This is a genomic window from Morganella psychrotolerans (assembly GCF_001676055.1).
GTDB classification, from domain to species: Bacteria; Pseudomonadota; Gammaproteobacteria; order Enterobacterales; family Enterobacteriaceae; genus Morganella; species Morganella psychrotolerans_B.
Map to the genome: position 1 here is coordinate 67,851 of NZ_LZEX01000043.1, position 13,948 is coordinate 81,798.

General features: G+C 49.2%; 11 protein-coding genes. 9 read left to right on the forward strand and 2 right to left on the reverse strand.

Annotation, left to right across the window (positions count from 1 at the left end):
* Positions 1–159 precede the first annotated feature (159 nt).
* Together AYY17_RS17365 and AYY17_RS17370 are read right to left on the reverse strand one after the other, a co-directional pair.
* Entirely contained in the window at positions 160–924 is a 765-nt protein-coding gene (locus AYY17_RS17365; RefSeq protein WP_235845424.1) for an FCD domain-containing protein, read from the reverse strand.
* 264 nt (positions 925–1,188) lie between these two features.
* Complete coding sequence (locus tag AYY17_RS17370; RefSeq protein ID WP_067425837.1) at positions 1,189–2,169, reverse strand: TRAP transporter substrate-binding protein; 981 nt, start codon at positions 2,167–2,169, stop codon at positions 1,189–1,191.
* Between the two features lie 269 nt (positions 2,170–2,438).
* Between AYY17_RS17370 and AYY17_RS17375 the strand changes: the two genes are divergently transcribed.
* The 9 genes from AYY17_RS17375 (at position 2,439) to atoC (ending at position 13,836) form a co-directional block, all read left to right on the forward strand.
* Positions 2,439–2,942 carry a TRAP transporter small permease gene (locus tag AYY17_RS17375; RefSeq protein ID WP_067425840.1) on the forward strand — a complete coding sequence of 168 codons (504 nt, stop codon included), beginning with the start codon at positions 2,439–2,441 and terminating at the stop codon, positions 2,940–2,942.
* Positions 2,943–2,963: 21 nt separating this feature from the next.
* A complete protein-coding gene (locus AYY17_RS17380; protein ID WP_067425843.1) occupies positions 2,964–4,274 on the forward strand; it encodes a TRAP transporter large permease in 1,311 nt (436 codons plus the stop codon).
* A gap of 330 nt (positions 4,275–4,604) precedes the next feature.
* Positions 4,605–5,789 carry a mannonate dehydratase gene (gene uxuA, locus AYY17_RS17385; RefSeq protein ID WP_067425846.1) on the forward strand — a complete coding sequence of 395 codons (1,185 nt, stop codon included), beginning with the start codon at positions 4,605–4,607 and terminating at the stop codon, positions 5,787–5,789.
* Positions 5,790–5,857: 68 nt separating this feature from the next.
* Complete coding sequence (locus AYY17_RS17390) at positions 5,858–7,324, forward strand: fructuronate reductase (RefSeq protein WP_067425849.1); 1,467 nt, start codon at positions 5,858–5,860, stop codon at positions 7,322–7,324.
* A 14-nt stretch (positions 7,325–7,338) separates the two neighbouring features.
* Positions 7,339–8,760, forward strand: coding sequence for a glucuronate isomerase (uxaC, locus tag AYY17_RS17395; protein ID WP_067425852.1), 1,422 nt, complete (start codon positions 7,339–7,341; stop codon positions 8,758–8,760).
* Complete coding sequence (locus AYY17_RS17400; RefSeq protein WP_067425855.1) at positions 8,760–9,722, forward strand: sugar kinase; 963 nt, start codon at positions 8,760–8,762, stop codon at positions 9,720–9,722. Before uxaC ends, AYY17_RS17400 begins: the two co-directional genes overlap by 1 nt.
* Before the next feature lie 21 nt (positions 9,723–9,743).
* Positions 9,744–10,379: a bifunctional 4-hydroxy-2-oxoglutarate aldolase/2-dehydro-3-deoxy-phosphogluconate aldolase gene (locus tag AYY17_RS17405; protein ID WP_067425858.1), complete on the forward strand. Its 636-nt coding sequence runs from the start codon at positions 9,744–9,746 to the stop codon at positions 10,377–10,379.
* A 264-nt stretch (positions 10,380–10,643) separates the two neighbouring features.
* Entirely contained in the window at positions 10,644–12,464 is a 1,821-nt protein-coding gene (gene atoS / locus AYY17_RS17410) for a two-component system sensor histidine kinase AtoS (RefSeq protein WP_067426088.1), read from the forward strand.
* On the forward strand, positions 12,451–13,836 hold the full coding sequence (gene atoC / locus AYY17_RS17415; protein WP_067425861.1) for an acetoacetate metabolism transcriptional regulator AtoC: 1,386 nt from the start codon (positions 12,451–12,453) through the stop codon (positions 13,834–13,836). Before atoS ends, atoC begins: the two co-directional genes overlap by 14 nt.
* Positions 13,837–13,948 lie beyond the last annotated feature (112 nt).

Below are 13,948 nucleotides of genomic sequence, written 5' to 3' on the forward strand. Positions count from 1 at the left end.
AGATGATTATGCTGATTTTATAAATGAGATACTAATCACATTATGAATAATAAGGGTATTTTTTTATTTTTTCGTCGTTATTTTTGGCCGTTAAAATAAAAAACCGGACAAAATATGCCCGGTTTTCTACGTAGTTCAGAGACGGATTATCAATCCGGATTAATTACGGACCAGATCGACCGGATATGAATTGAACAAATAACCATCAAAATTAGGGTCGTCGACATCGGAAAGTTCCAGCAGACGCTGTTTAACATTTTCCAGATGCTGCCACATCGCTTCTTTGGCAGCGGCAGGGTCTTTTTTAATCATAGCGGCAAGGATCACCTGATGATCCGTCATCCACTCTTTGCGATACTCTTTATCCGCGATCCTGGTATGCAGTTTTAACCACATAGGGTTATTTTCCCGCCATGCCCAGGATTGCCTGAGCAATTCAACCAGCATACTGTTATGTGTCGCCTCGGCAATCGCCAGGTGGAACTGACGGTCACCGGTTTCATCTTCACCGGTTTTCAGCTCATCGCGCTCCCGTTGCAGCGCACTGCGCATATTAGCAATATCCAGCGGGGTTGCCTGGGTGGCGGCGAATTCAGCAATATTACTTTCCAGCAACTGGCGTGCCTGGAGAAGCTCAAAAGGACCTGCGGCATTCAGCGCGCAAGGCTCCGTTGCCACATTTTCCCTCTGATGGGGAAGCGCAACAATATAGATACCGGACCCTTTACGAACCTCAATCAGGTTCTCCAGTTCCAGCATAATTAATGCTTCGCGTACAACCGTGCGCGACACGCTGAGCATGTCTGCTATTTCACGCTCCGGCGGAAGTTTGTCACCCACAGCAAAGTCCATGTTGATGATCATCTGACGCAATGCGTGGCCGACTTCCTGATAAGGACGTTTTGATTCGATAAATTGAGTCATCTGCGGTGCCATAAATAAAAAGAAAACAACGCTAGTTTACCAGATATTGGTCAACCAAAAATGATTTTGACAGCCATAATATAAAACAAACCACCCAATATTGATAATACAGGGTGGCTTATACCCCTATTCATTCAAACTGCAGGTTCGTTGGCTACGCTCAGCTGGCCGGGTCACATAGTTTATCTATGCTCCCCGGCAATCGGAGCTTGCCGCCTGCCTGCATTCTGAATGACGTTGGGTATATGAGAAATACAACTCAGATTATTTTACGTCGCGGATACGATCAGCCATTGAAGACAGAGCCGGATTGCTTTTCGCGATCTCGTCATACATAGGTTTTACCGCATCCTGGAATGTGACTTTATCCACTGTGATAAATTCAACACCCAGTTTTTCAACTTTCGCGCGTTCTTCTTTCTCAGCCGTTGCCCACAGTTTTGCCATGACCTGTGCAGAATCTTTTGCCGCCTGCTTTACGATTGCCTGCTGTTCCGGAGTTAGTTTATCCAGTGATTTTGTCGACATCACCAATACATCCGGTACCATTGTGTGTTCATCGAGTGAGAAGAACTTGGTGACTTCATTGTGGCGGCTCAGAGTATAGGACGGAATATTATTTTCTGCCGCATCCACCACTCCTTGTTGCAGGGCAGTGTAAAGCTCACCGTATGCCAGCGGAGTCGGATTTCCGCCCAGCGCATTTACCATTGCAATAGCGGTCGGGCTTGGCTGAACACGGATTTTCAGACCTTTCAGATCAGCCGGGGTACGGATGGGTTTCTTAGCATAGAAACTGCGTGCACCCGCATCATAGTAAGTTAAACCGATAAAGCCGCTTTTTTGGCTGGAATCCAGAATCTCCTGCCCGATATCGCCATAAATAATTTTTTCATAATGCGGTTTATCACGGAACAGGTACGGCAGGTTAAAGACGGAATACGCCGGAGAGAACGCTTCCAGTTCAGCTGCGTTGGATTTCACAATATCCAGCGCACCGTTTTGCATCAATTCCATGGATTCGCGCTGATTACCTAACTGTGCATCCGGGTAAAGTCGGATACGGACTTCACCTTGTGTTTTTTCTTTTACGTCATCGGCGAATTTTACCATTGCTTTATGAACAGCGTGATCGCGGTTGTGGTTATGGCTGAGCTTCAGTGTGGTGGCGGCAAAAGCCTGGGAAGCGCTGAGAGCAAATAAAGCGCCGATAACAGTACTGATGATACGTTTGCTGTTTTTCACGTTAGGGATCTCCGGAGGGGGGATAAGTTTCTTATTATGTCTTTTTATGTCTTTGTACCTTAGTCAGAAGTGAGCTGTTGGTCAAAAGGCAAACTTGCATTGGTTGACCACTATCACAAAAATACCCCGCACTTTGGTTAACCAAATCATTTTGTGATCGCCGTCACTCACTGTTTTCAGCCGGATAGACTATTCTCGAACAGCAAAATCTGTATTTGGTGTGACATTTGCCAAATTGGTTAACCAGAAGAAGAACAAGGACAAGGCCGATGAAAAACCTTGTAGCGTTGATTAATAAAGGGCTGGCTGTTTTTACGATCTGTTTATCTGCATTTCTGGTGCTCTGTGTGACATGGCAGGTGTTATCCCGCTATATCCTCAGCTCACCGAGCACAGTGACAGATGAGCTTGCCCGTTATCTTTTTATGTGGGTCGCGATGATTGGTGCGGCATACACAACCGGACAGCACAGGCATCTCGCTATCGATCTTCTCGTCATGAAACTGACGGGAGCAAGAAAACAATTTATTAGTGTCGTTATTCAGTTGGCGATTATTACATTCGCCGGTGTCGTACTGGTGTATGGCGGGGGCACGCTGGTGTTATCCACGCTGGCAAGCGGGCAAATCACGCCGGCTCTGGGCTGGCAGATGGGTTATATCTATCTTTGCTTACCTGTCAGCGGGTTACTGATGATCATGTATGCACTGGTTGATATCTTTTCACTCTTTCAGCCTGGCTCAGCATCTGCTGAACTGACTGATAGCCAATAATGGTGCGATGAGAGGTTAATTATGGATTGGTATGTTATTGCCGCGCTCTTCGGCACCTTTGCATTTCTGTTGGTACTCAGTGTACCGGTTTCTTTTGCTATCGGTTTGTCATCTTTAGTCGCGATAGCGATGACTCTGCCGCTGGACGCGGCTATTACCGTTGTAGCGCAGCGCATGGCTGCAGGGGTGGATAACTTTTCTCTGCTGGCAATTCCGTTCTTTATCCTTGCGGGTAACATTATGAACCAGGGCGGTATTGCCGCGCGGTTAATTAATGTCGCGAAGGTGATTGGCGGGCGTTTACCGGGGTCGCTGCTGCATGTGAATATCATGGCAAACATGTTATTCGGTGCAATTTCAGGCTCAGCGGTTGCTTCTGCCGCCGCCGTCGGTGGCACTATGTCACCGATGCAGAAGAAAGAGGGCTATGACCCGGAGCTGTCCGCTGCGGTAAATATTGCATCCTGCCCGTCAGGGTTGCTTATCCCGCCGAGTAATACACTGATTGTGTATTCCCTGGTATCAGGCGGAACTTCTATTGCCGCGCTGTTTCTGGCGGGATATATCCCCGGCATCCTGATGGGGCTGTCACTGATGATTGTCTCCGGGATCATTGCGAAGAAACGGGGATATCCGGTTGCACCGCGCCCGACCTGGAATGAGTTTTTAGTTACAGTCTGGAAAGCGGTTCCTTCCCTGATGCTGATTGTGGTTATTATGGGCGGGATTATCGCCGGTATTTTTACCGCCACAGAAGCCTCTGCGATAGCCGTTATCTACAGTTTTGTACTGGCGGTGATTATTTACCGTGAAGTCAGTTTCAGCCGTTTGCCGCAAATTATCCTGGAATCTGCCGTTACCACATCAATTGTTTTGTTATTGATTGGTGCATCTATGGGCATGTCCTGGGCAATGGCAAACGCTGACCTGCCGTATCTGATTGCTGACGGGTTAATGGCGATTTCAGATAATGCACTGACTATTCTGCTGGTGATTAACATCATCCTGCTGATTGTCGGGATCTTTATGGATATGACACCAGCGGTTCTGATTTTCACCCCGATTTTCCTGCCTGTTGCAATGGATCTGGGCATTGACCCGGTTCACTTCGGGATAATCATGACATTCAACCTGGCTATTGGTATCTGTACACCGCCGGTTGGTAGTGCATTGTTTGTCGGGTGCTCTGTGGGTGGCGTCAGTATTGATAAGGTGCTGAAGCCATTGATCCCTATGTACGTGGCATTAATCGCAGCGCTGGCAGTTGTAACCTACTTCCCTCAGCTCAGCCTGTGGTTACCTGAGTTAGTTTTAAACTATTCACCATCATAAGTTGTTCTCCGGTGCTCATTTCTGTCTCAGGGATGTGCGCCGGATAATAATGCACCCGTCACCGGGTGACCAAAACAATAAAACGGTATTTGTCATTTTTAGCTTGTCCTTAATATTTATTTTAAAACAAATAGTTATTGTTGTTTTTAAATGCGGTATTGGTTGACCAATTTTGATTTCAGACTTGACGTTTCTTTGTACGGATAGGAAGATACAGAGGATACGGCAGGATTTGACAGCAATATTCGCCACACCGGGGAAATAATTGGTCAACCAATCAATATTATAACGAAATATGATGATATCTGCGGAGCATAAACGAGGTTTAGTATGAAACAAACTTGGCGTTGGTACGGACCGGCTGATCCGGTTACTTTATCTGATATCCGTCAGGCGGGTGCTACCGGTATTGTGACCGCGCTGCACCATATTCCGAATGGTGACATCTGGACTGTTGAAGAGATTAAGACACGCAAAGCGCTGATTGAAGCGAACCATCTGGAATGGACGGTTGTGGAAAGCGTGCCTATCCATGAAGATATCAAAACACAAACCGGCGACTATGAAAAATGGATCGCAAACTATCAGCAGTCTCTGCGCAACCTCGCGGCCTGTGGTATTTATACCGTCTGTTATAACTTTATGCCTGTTCTCGACTGGACACGGACAGATCTTGAATATGAACTGCCGGACGGCTCCAAAGCCCTGCGCTTTGATCAGATTGAATTCGCGGTATTTGAAATTTACCTCTTACAGCGCGAAGGGGCAGAGCAAGACTATACTGCCGCAGAACGGGCTCAGGCGAAAATCCGCTTTGAAACCATGCGGGACGATGAAAAACAAAAACTAATCAATAATATTATTGCCGGTCTTCCGGGTGCGGAAGAGGGCTATACACTTGAACAATTTCGCCAACACCTGGGGCGTTATACTGGTATCGATAAAGCAAAATTACGTGAACACTTTGCGTATTTCCTGAAAAAAATCATCCCGGTTGCCGAAGCGTCCGGTCTGAAAATGGCGGTGCATCCGGATGATCCTCCGCGTCCTATCCTGGGATTGCCACGCATTGTTTCCACGATTGAAGATATGCAGTGGATGGCAGATACCGTTAACAGTGACGCTAATGGTTATACCATGTGTACCGGCTCTTACGGCGTACGCGCTGACAATGACCTGGTTAATATGATAGAGACGTTTGGTCCGCGGATTTACTTCCTTCACCTGCGTTCCACACTGCGTGAAGAGAACCCGAACACGTTCCACGAAGCCGCGCATCTGTATGGTGATGTGGATATGTATAGTGTGATAAGCGCCGTTGCTGCCGAAGAGAACCGTCGCCGCGAAAATGGCGGGGAAGCACTTATTCCGATGCGTCCGGATCATGGTCACCAGATGCTGGATGACCTGAAAAAGAAAACCAATCCGGGATATTCGGCAATCGGTCGCCTGAAAGGGCTGGCGGAAATCCGTGGTCTGGAGATGGGCATTCACCGCGCATTTTATACAAAATAATTTTACCCTGTCTTTTGTTCCGGCAGGTCGTGAGACACTCTCTGCGGCCTGCTCTCCGGGAGCCTGTAATGGAAAAAAATCTTGTCACCGCCGTTATCACCGCCAAGCGTCCGGCCTGGACGACTGACCGCCTTACCACCCGTATTGTTCATCTCGGCTGCGGCGCATTTCACCGCGCACACCAGGCGCTGTACACGCATCACGTATTAGAAAAAACAGACAGCGACTGGGGATATTGCGAAGTCAATCTGATGTCTGCTGCGGATGCTGCATTGATTGAAGGCTTACAGTCACAGTCCATGTTGTACACCGTGGCAGAAAAAGGTGCGGAAAAAACCGAACTGAAAATCATCGGGTCAATGAAAGAGGCCATGCACCCGTTGATTGATGGTATTGATGCTGTCATTGAGAAAATGGCGTCACCGGATGTCAGCATTGTTTCACTGACGGTGACAGAAAAAGGCTATTGCACTGACCCCGCAACCGGCAAACTCGATCCTGATAATGCACTGATTAAACAGGATTTAGCCACACCGGACACCCCGAAATCAGCAATCGGCTATATCACTGCGGCACTTAAGCGCCGTTTTGCACGCGGGCTGCCGCCGTTTACGGTGCTCTCCTGTGATAATGTCCGTGAAAATGGTCATGTTGCCCGTGAAGCGGTGCTCGGACTGGCGCGGTTGCAGGATGCGGCGCTGGCTGCGCGGATTGAAACCGATGTTACTTTCCCGTGCACTATGGTTGACCGTATTGTTCCGGCTGCCACACCGGAAACACTGGCTGAAATCGCACAACTGCTGGGCACAGAAGATAACTGTGCTATCGCCTGTGAGCCGTTCCGTCAGTGGGTAATTGAAGATAATTTTGTTAACGGCCGCCCTGAATGGGATTGCGCGGGTGCGCAGTTTGTACAGGATGTGGTGCCGTTTGAATTAATGAAGCTGCGTATGCTTAACGGCAGCCACTCATTCCTTGCGTACCTCGGTTACTTAGGCGGATATGCGCACATTTCCGATACCATGACCAACCCGGATTACCGCAAAGCTGCGCGGGCGCTGATGCTTGATGAACAAGCGCCGACACTGATTATGCCGGAAGAAACTGATTTAGTTGCGTATGCGGATAATCTCATCGACCGGTTTACCAATCCGTCCCTGAAACACCAGACATGGCAGATTGCGATGGACGGCAGCCAGAAATTACCACAGCGCCTGCTGGATCCGGTCGCGTGGCATATTGCAAACGGCAGTGATTACCGCCGTCTGGCGCTGGGTGTGGCGGGCTGGATGCGTTATATCAGCGGCACTGATGAGCAGGGCAATCCGATTGATGTGCGCGACCCGCTGGCAGAAACCTTTGCGGCGATTTATGCAAAACACGGACTTTCTGTTGCGGTCGTGGATGAACTGCTGGCAATTGAGTCTGTTTTTGGTGAGACATTAGCGAAGCAGCAGGCGTTTGTTGATGCCGTAAAACGTGCCTATCAGCAGTTACTGGATGTCGGTGCCCGTCAGGCGGTTGCCGCACTGTAATCCCGGAGATCATGATGAAACCATTTCTTTGCGACGATTTTTTATTACACAGTGAGATTGCCCGCCGTTTGTATCATGGCTATGCGGCAGACATGCCAATCTATGACTATCACTGTCATCTGAATCCGCGCGAAATCGCGGAAAACCGCCGGTTTGATAACCTAGGACAGATCTGGCTGGAAGGCGATCACTACAAATGGCGTGGTATGCGTTCCGCAGGGATCCCTGAGCGGCTGATCACCGGACGCGACAGCAGTGATTATGAAAAATATCAGGCATGGGCAAAAACCGTGCCGATGACATTGGGTAATCCGCTGTATCACTGGACACATCTGGAATTACGCCGCCCGTTCGGGATCACCGGCAAACTGTTTGGTCCGCAAACGGCACAGAGTATCTGGGATGAAGCCAATGAAAAACTGGCGCAGCCTGAATTTTCCGCGCGCGGCATTATGCAGCAAATGAATGTGAAGATGGTGGGCACAACCGATGACCCTGCGGACTCACTGACTTATCACCATCAGATTGCACAGGATAAGAGTTTTACTATTGAAGTGCGCCCGAGCTGGCGCCCGGATCGTGCATTTAAAATCGAGCTGGACGGCTTTACGGATTATATGGTGAAACTGGGGCAGAGCGCCGATGTGGATATCTCCCGGTTCAGCGATTTACTGACCGCACTTGAGCGCCGCCTCGATCACTTTGAGCAGCACGGCTGCGTGGCATCCGATCACGGTATCGAAATTCTGCGCTATGCGCCGGTACCTGATGAATCTGTGCTCGACAATATTTTGCAAAAACGTCTCAGCGGGGAGATCCCGGATGAAACGGCAACAGCGCAGTTTGCAACAGCGGTGCTGGTCTGGCTCGGTAAACAGTATGCAAAACGCAACTGGGTCATGCAGTTACATATTGGTGCGCTGCGTAATAATAATACGCGCATGTTTAATCTGCTTGGTGCAGATTGTGGTTTTGATTCTATTGGTGATGCGCCGGTGGCCTATCCGCTCTCGCGTCTGCTTGATGAGATGGATAAAACTGATGAACTGCCGCGCACTATTCTTTATTGCCTGAATCCGCGTGACAATGAAGTGCTGGCGACCATGATCGGCAACTTCCAGGGCGGTGGTATCGCCGGGAAAATTCAGTTCGGCTCCGGCTGGTGGTTTAATGACCAGAAAGACGGTATGCAGCGTCAGTTAGAGCAATTATCACAACTCGGGCTGTTAAGTCAGTTTGTCGGTATGCTGACAGATTCGCGCAGTTTCCTGTCCTATACTCGTCATGAATACTTCCGCCGCATTCTGTGTAATATGCTGGGTAATCTGGCGGTTAACGGCGAAATTCCGGCTGATGAAGATATGCTGGGACAGATGGTGCGTGATATCTGCTTTAATAATGCACAGGGTTATTTTTCAGCTGCGAAAGGTGAATAATGACAGTCAAACGGATAGGCCTGATTGGTGAATGCATGATCGAACTGAACGGCGTGCCGTTCGGGGAGATGGTTCAGCGTTACGGTGGTGATGCGCTTAACAGTGCGTTATATCTGGCACGCGCCGCCGGTGATAAAGTTGAGGTCAATTTTGTCTCAGCGATGGGCACCGATCCGCTCAGTAAAGGCATGATCAGCCGCTGGCAGGCGGAAGGGATCAATACACAACTCGTGCTTATCGACTCAAACCATCAGCCGGGACTGTATCTTATCCAGCTCGATGAACAGGGCGAGCGGACATTCCTGTACTGGCGCAATGATTCAGCGGCGCGCTATCTTGTCCGCCACCCGCAGTATCCCGCGCTGCTTGCACAACTGGCACAAATGGATGCGGTGTATCTCAGCGGCATCAGCCTGGCGATTTTACCGCCGGAAGACCGGCTGCGGCTGCTGGATGATTTAAAAACACTGTCACAGCAGGGTAAAACAATCCTGTTTGACAGTAATTACCGCCCGGCACTGTGGGCGGATGAAAACGAAACCCGTGCCTGTTATCAGGCAATGTATGCCCTGACCGATATGGCGCTGGTAACAGATGATGACGAAGCACGTCTGTGGGGAGACCGCTCCCGTAATGCCACATTTGAGCGGCTCGCGGCAGCCGGTGTAAAACAGGCGATTATAAAAGCCGGGGCGCAGGGCTGTGATTACCGTGATCTGCGCACTGATGCGCCGGTGGTGAATATTGCCACCACACCGGTTGAGCAGGTGGTGGATACCACTTCTGCCGGTGATGCATTCAATGCCGGTTTTCTGGCGGGCTGGCTTACCGGGGCGGATATTGAAACGGCCGCGCGTATGGGACACCGGCTTGCCGGCGTGGTCATTCAGCACAAAGGCGCGATTATCCCGCAGGCGGCGACCCGCCCGGTCACTGATACTTTATTTACTCACTCTCTTTAACGGGAAAAGCAGGAGAATATGATGTCCGAATTACAGGCAATGATAGCCCGTTTCCGTCAGCTGAAAATTGTACCGGTTATTGCGGTGGATAACGCCGAAGATATTATCCCGTTAGGTCAGGCACTGGCAGATAATGGTCTGCCGGTGGCAGAAATTACCTTCCGTACCGAGTGTGCGGCAGAAGCGATTAAACTGCTGCGCGAAGCACGTCCGGATATGCTGGTGGGTGCGGGTACAGTAATCAACCGCGAGCAGGTGCGTCAGGCAAAAGCTGCCGGAGCGCAGTTTGTTGTCTCTCCGGGACTGAACCCTAATACTGTGCAGGCGTGTCAGCAGATGGATATCCCGATTGTCCCGGGCATTAATAACCCGAGCGCGGTTGAGCAGGCGCTGGAGCTCGGCATTGATTTTGTGAAGTTCTTCCCGGCGGAGCCGTCAGGCGGCATTCCGATGATCAAAGCCATGCTGGCGCCGTATCACCAGTTACAGGTAATGCCTACCGGTGGTATCGGACTGAATAACATCCGCGACTATCTGGCTATCCCACAGATTGTCGCATGCGGTGGCTCCTGGATGGTGCCGGCTTCACTGATCAAAGCAAAAAACTGGGCGGAAATCGGCAGACTTGCCCGCGAAGCCAGTGAGTTTGTGAAGTAATCGCCCTGTGTTATCCGGTGGCGGGAGTGTGTCTCCTGCCACTGTTCTTTCTTTTTTCCCTCTCCCCCGCCGACCGTTTTTTTCGATTTAGTCACTTCATTTTCAGTCTTATCAGCGGATTATCATAATGTGTTCAATATATTGATATTTCTAATATCTTATTGTTTTTATTGATATTACGGAAGTATGACCGCTCGCAAAGATATTTTTTAACCACTTGATTATGATAAATCGTCGATATTCTTTCTAAATGGGACTGCCGTGTTGCATAAATACTGTCCGTTCAGCCTGCGGGACAAATTAATCCTGATGGCCATTATATTGGTGACTGTCCCGACATTAATTATCGGCTATTTTGTTGAAACTGAGGGGCGCGCTGCGCTGTTACAGGAAAAACGCAACAAACTTTACTCTGTGGCACGGTTGCTGGAGCAGTCACTGGATAAAGAGTATGAACTGGGCGTGTTGCTTCCCCGGGATAAGCGGCTGGCATTAATCAGTGAAAAATTGTATCCGGAAGCCGAAGTGATTACCGCGACATTCCCGGGCGTCGGTGCCGGGTATTACCACCGTGAGCTGGACGGTATTGTGACTTACTCCCCGCGCGCACTTTACGGCAACAAAATCGGCACCACGATCACTGACGAACACCCGGGAAAAAGGGTGCTGGCAACAGGAGAGCCGGAAATTGGCTGGGGAAGCCAGGTCCGCGGCAATATCATGAACGCTATGATCCCGATAAAGCGCGACGGAAAGGTTATCGGCTATGTGTGGGCGAATGAGCTGACTGATGATATTGACCGCCAGGCACTGGCGATGGATGTCAAAATCCTTTCGGTGATTTCACTCGGAATTGTTTTCAGTCTGCTGATTATTGTCTGGTTTTCCCGTCATTTCAGCCGGGATATTAACGCGATTAAAAACGGACTGAGTGATCTTTCCCGTAATCTCAATACTCATCTGCCTATGATGAAAGGTGAAATGGGTGAAATCAGTGACAGTGTGAATACATTAGCGCAGGCGCTGCGGGAAATGAAAACGCTGAATGAATTAATCATTGAGAGTGCAGCTGACGGGGTGATTGCCGTGGATATTAATGGTTGTGTGACGATGATAAACCCGGCGGCAGAGGGTATTACCGGCTATCTGCAGCGGGATATGTACGGCAAATATTATGGCGATATCTTTTCCGGGCGCGATTTTTCCAGCCCGGTGCTGGATACCCTCAACCAGGGAATTGAGCATGTCAGCCTGGAAATTGATTACCCGGCAAAAGATCGCATGATTCAGATTAACGTCAGTACCAGCCAGATCCGTAATGCGGCCGGGGAGCTTATCGGCGCGCTGGTGATATTTAAAGATCTCACTGCGCAAAAAGAAGTACAGCGGCGGATGCAGCAGGCAGAAAAACTCGCCACGCTGGGAGAGATGATGGCAGGTGTAGCGCATGAGGTCCGTAATCCTCTCACGGCGATCAGCGGGTTCGTGCAGATCCTCAAAGAATTGGAAAATAATCCGGATAAGCTGAGTTATATCGACATTGTTCTGAAAGAAGTGGATTCAATCGACCGTATTATCCGCCAGTTGCTGGATTTCTCCCGTCCGCAGACAGAAATATTCCGTCCGGTCAGTATAAACCGGTTGATTGAGGAAGCGCTGGTTCTGGTAAAGACCAAAGGTGTCGAAGCGAGGGTCTCTTTCCATTATGAACCCGATGAAACGCTGCCGCTGATTGAAGCAAACAGTGAGCTGCTCAGACAGGTATTACTCAATATTATTATTAATGCTGTCCAGTCTATTCCCGCGCGGGGTGAGATGTTTATTTCGACGCATTACAGTGAAGATAACCGGGTCATGGTGGTTATCCGTGATAACGGATGCGGCATCAGACCGGAATTACAGAAAAAAATATTTGATCCGTTTTTTACCACAAAAGCATCCGGAACGGGGCTGGGACTGGCTATCAGTCAGCGGATTATTACAGGCCATGGCGGGGATATCTTTCTGAAAAGTCAGGAACATCATGGCACAACGTTCACAATAATGTTGCCGGTAACGCAGAGTAAGTACAATGATAACAACTAAATCTTACCGTATTCTGATTGTTGATGATGAAAAAAACCTGAGTCAGATGCTACAGACGGCTTTCCGGATTGACGGGCACGACATCCTGACCGCCGCAGACGGCGAAGCTGCTGTGGCGTGTTTTAAACAAGAACAGCCTGATGTGGTGCTGATGGACATCCGTATGCCGAAACTCGATGGCATTGAGGCTCTCCAGCAAATGCGGGATATTAACTCAGCCATACCCGTTATCCTGATGACGGCTTATGCCGCGGTGGAAACCGCCGTCGAGGCGCTGCGCCTCGGCGCATTTGATTATGTGATAAAACCCTTTGATTTAACTGAGCTTAAACTACTTATCTCCCGCGCGCTGCAATTACAGGAGATGAAACAGGAAATTAACCTGTTGCACCGTGAGCTGAGTACCAGTTATCAATGGGGAAGAATGCTGACCCGCAACCCGAAAATGATGGAAATCTGCCGTGATATCGCCAAAGTGTCCCGCAGCCAGGCCAGTGTATTAATTACAGGGGAAAGCGGGACAGGCAAAGAAGTGGTGGCGCGGGCGATTCATTACAACAGTGAACGGGCAAACGGACCTTTTATTAAAGTAAACTGCGGGGCATTGCCCGGTTCATTGCTGGAAAGTGAATTGTTCGGTCATGAAAAAGGTGCATTTACCGGTGCTCAGGTTCAGCGGCAGGGGCTGTTTGAACGGGCAAGTGGCGGTACATTATTGCTTGATGAAGTTGGTGAGATGCCATCGGATTTGCAGGTAAAATTACTGCGGGTTGTGCAGGAAAAAGAATTTGAGCGGGTCGGTGGCAGTAACACTATCCGGGTGGATCTCCGCATTGTCGCCGCGACAAACCGGGATATGGATGAACGCGTGCGGGAAGGGCATTTCCGGCGGGATCTTTTCTACCGTCTGAATGTTATCCATCTGAACTTACCTCCTCTGCGTGAGCGCCCGGAGGATATCAGCTTATTGGCTTCCCATTTCTTACAGAAATTCAGTCAGGAGAATAACCGGGATATTATCGAACTGGCGCCGGAAACACTGGCTCTGCTGACGGGATATTCGTGGCCCGGGAATGTGCGGGAAATTTCCAATGTAATTGAGCGGGCAGTTATTATGAGCACGGGCTTTGTGATTTTCCCGGAAGATCTGCCGGAGCAATTGTTGTCACAGGTGAGGGATCAGGAGATACCGTTGCTGCCGGTCATGCAGGAGCAGGGATTGAATTTAAAAGAAAACATTAAAGCCTATGAAAAAGAGCTGATTATTTCTGCACTGGCAGAATATCAAAATAATAAGACACACACTGCATCTGCATTAGGTATCAGTCGACGGGCATTAATGTATAAATTACAAGAATACAGCATCGAATAATATATAATGTAATTGTAAAAAGCACGGAGATATAAATAATATATCCCGTGTTTTTTTTTGTTTTTTGCTATGAATAATTTTGCACACTGTGCATTTTATTGCACTTATATTT

Coding starts and splice junctions, on each gene's coding strand:
- AYY17_RS17365 (WP_235845424.1), bottom strand. CDS start 924: ATGACTCAATTTATCGAATCAAAACGTCCTTATCAGGAAGTCGGCCAC.
- AYY17_RS17375 (WP_067425840.1), top strand. CDS start 2,439: ATGAAAAACCTTGTAGCGTTGATTAATAAAGGGCTGGCTGTTTTTACG.
- AYY17_RS17380 (WP_067425843.1), top strand. CDS start 2,964: ATGGATTGGTATGTTATTGCCGCGCTCTTCGGCACCTTTGCATTTCTG.
- uxuA (WP_067425846.1), top strand. CDS start 4,605: ATGAAACAAACTTGGCGTTGGTACGGACCGGCTGATCCGGTTACTTTA.
- AYY17_RS17390 (WP_067425849.1), top strand. CDS start 5,858: ATGGAAAAAAATCTTGTCACCGCCGTTATCACCGCCAAGCGTCCGGCC.
- uxaC (WP_067425852.1), top strand. CDS start 7,339: ATGAAACCATTTCTTTGCGACGATTTTTTATTACACAGTGAGATTGCC.
- AYY17_RS17400 (WP_067425855.1), top strand. CDS start 8,760: ATGACAGTCAAACGGATAGGCCTGATTGGTGAATGCATGATCGAACTG.
- AYY17_RS17405 (WP_067425858.1), top strand. CDS start 9,744: ATGTCCGAATTACAGGCAATGATAGCCCGTTTCCGTCAGCTGAAAATT.
- atoC (WP_067425861.1), top strand. CDS start 12,451: ATGATAACAACTAAATCTTACCGTATTCTGATTGTTGATGATGAAAAA.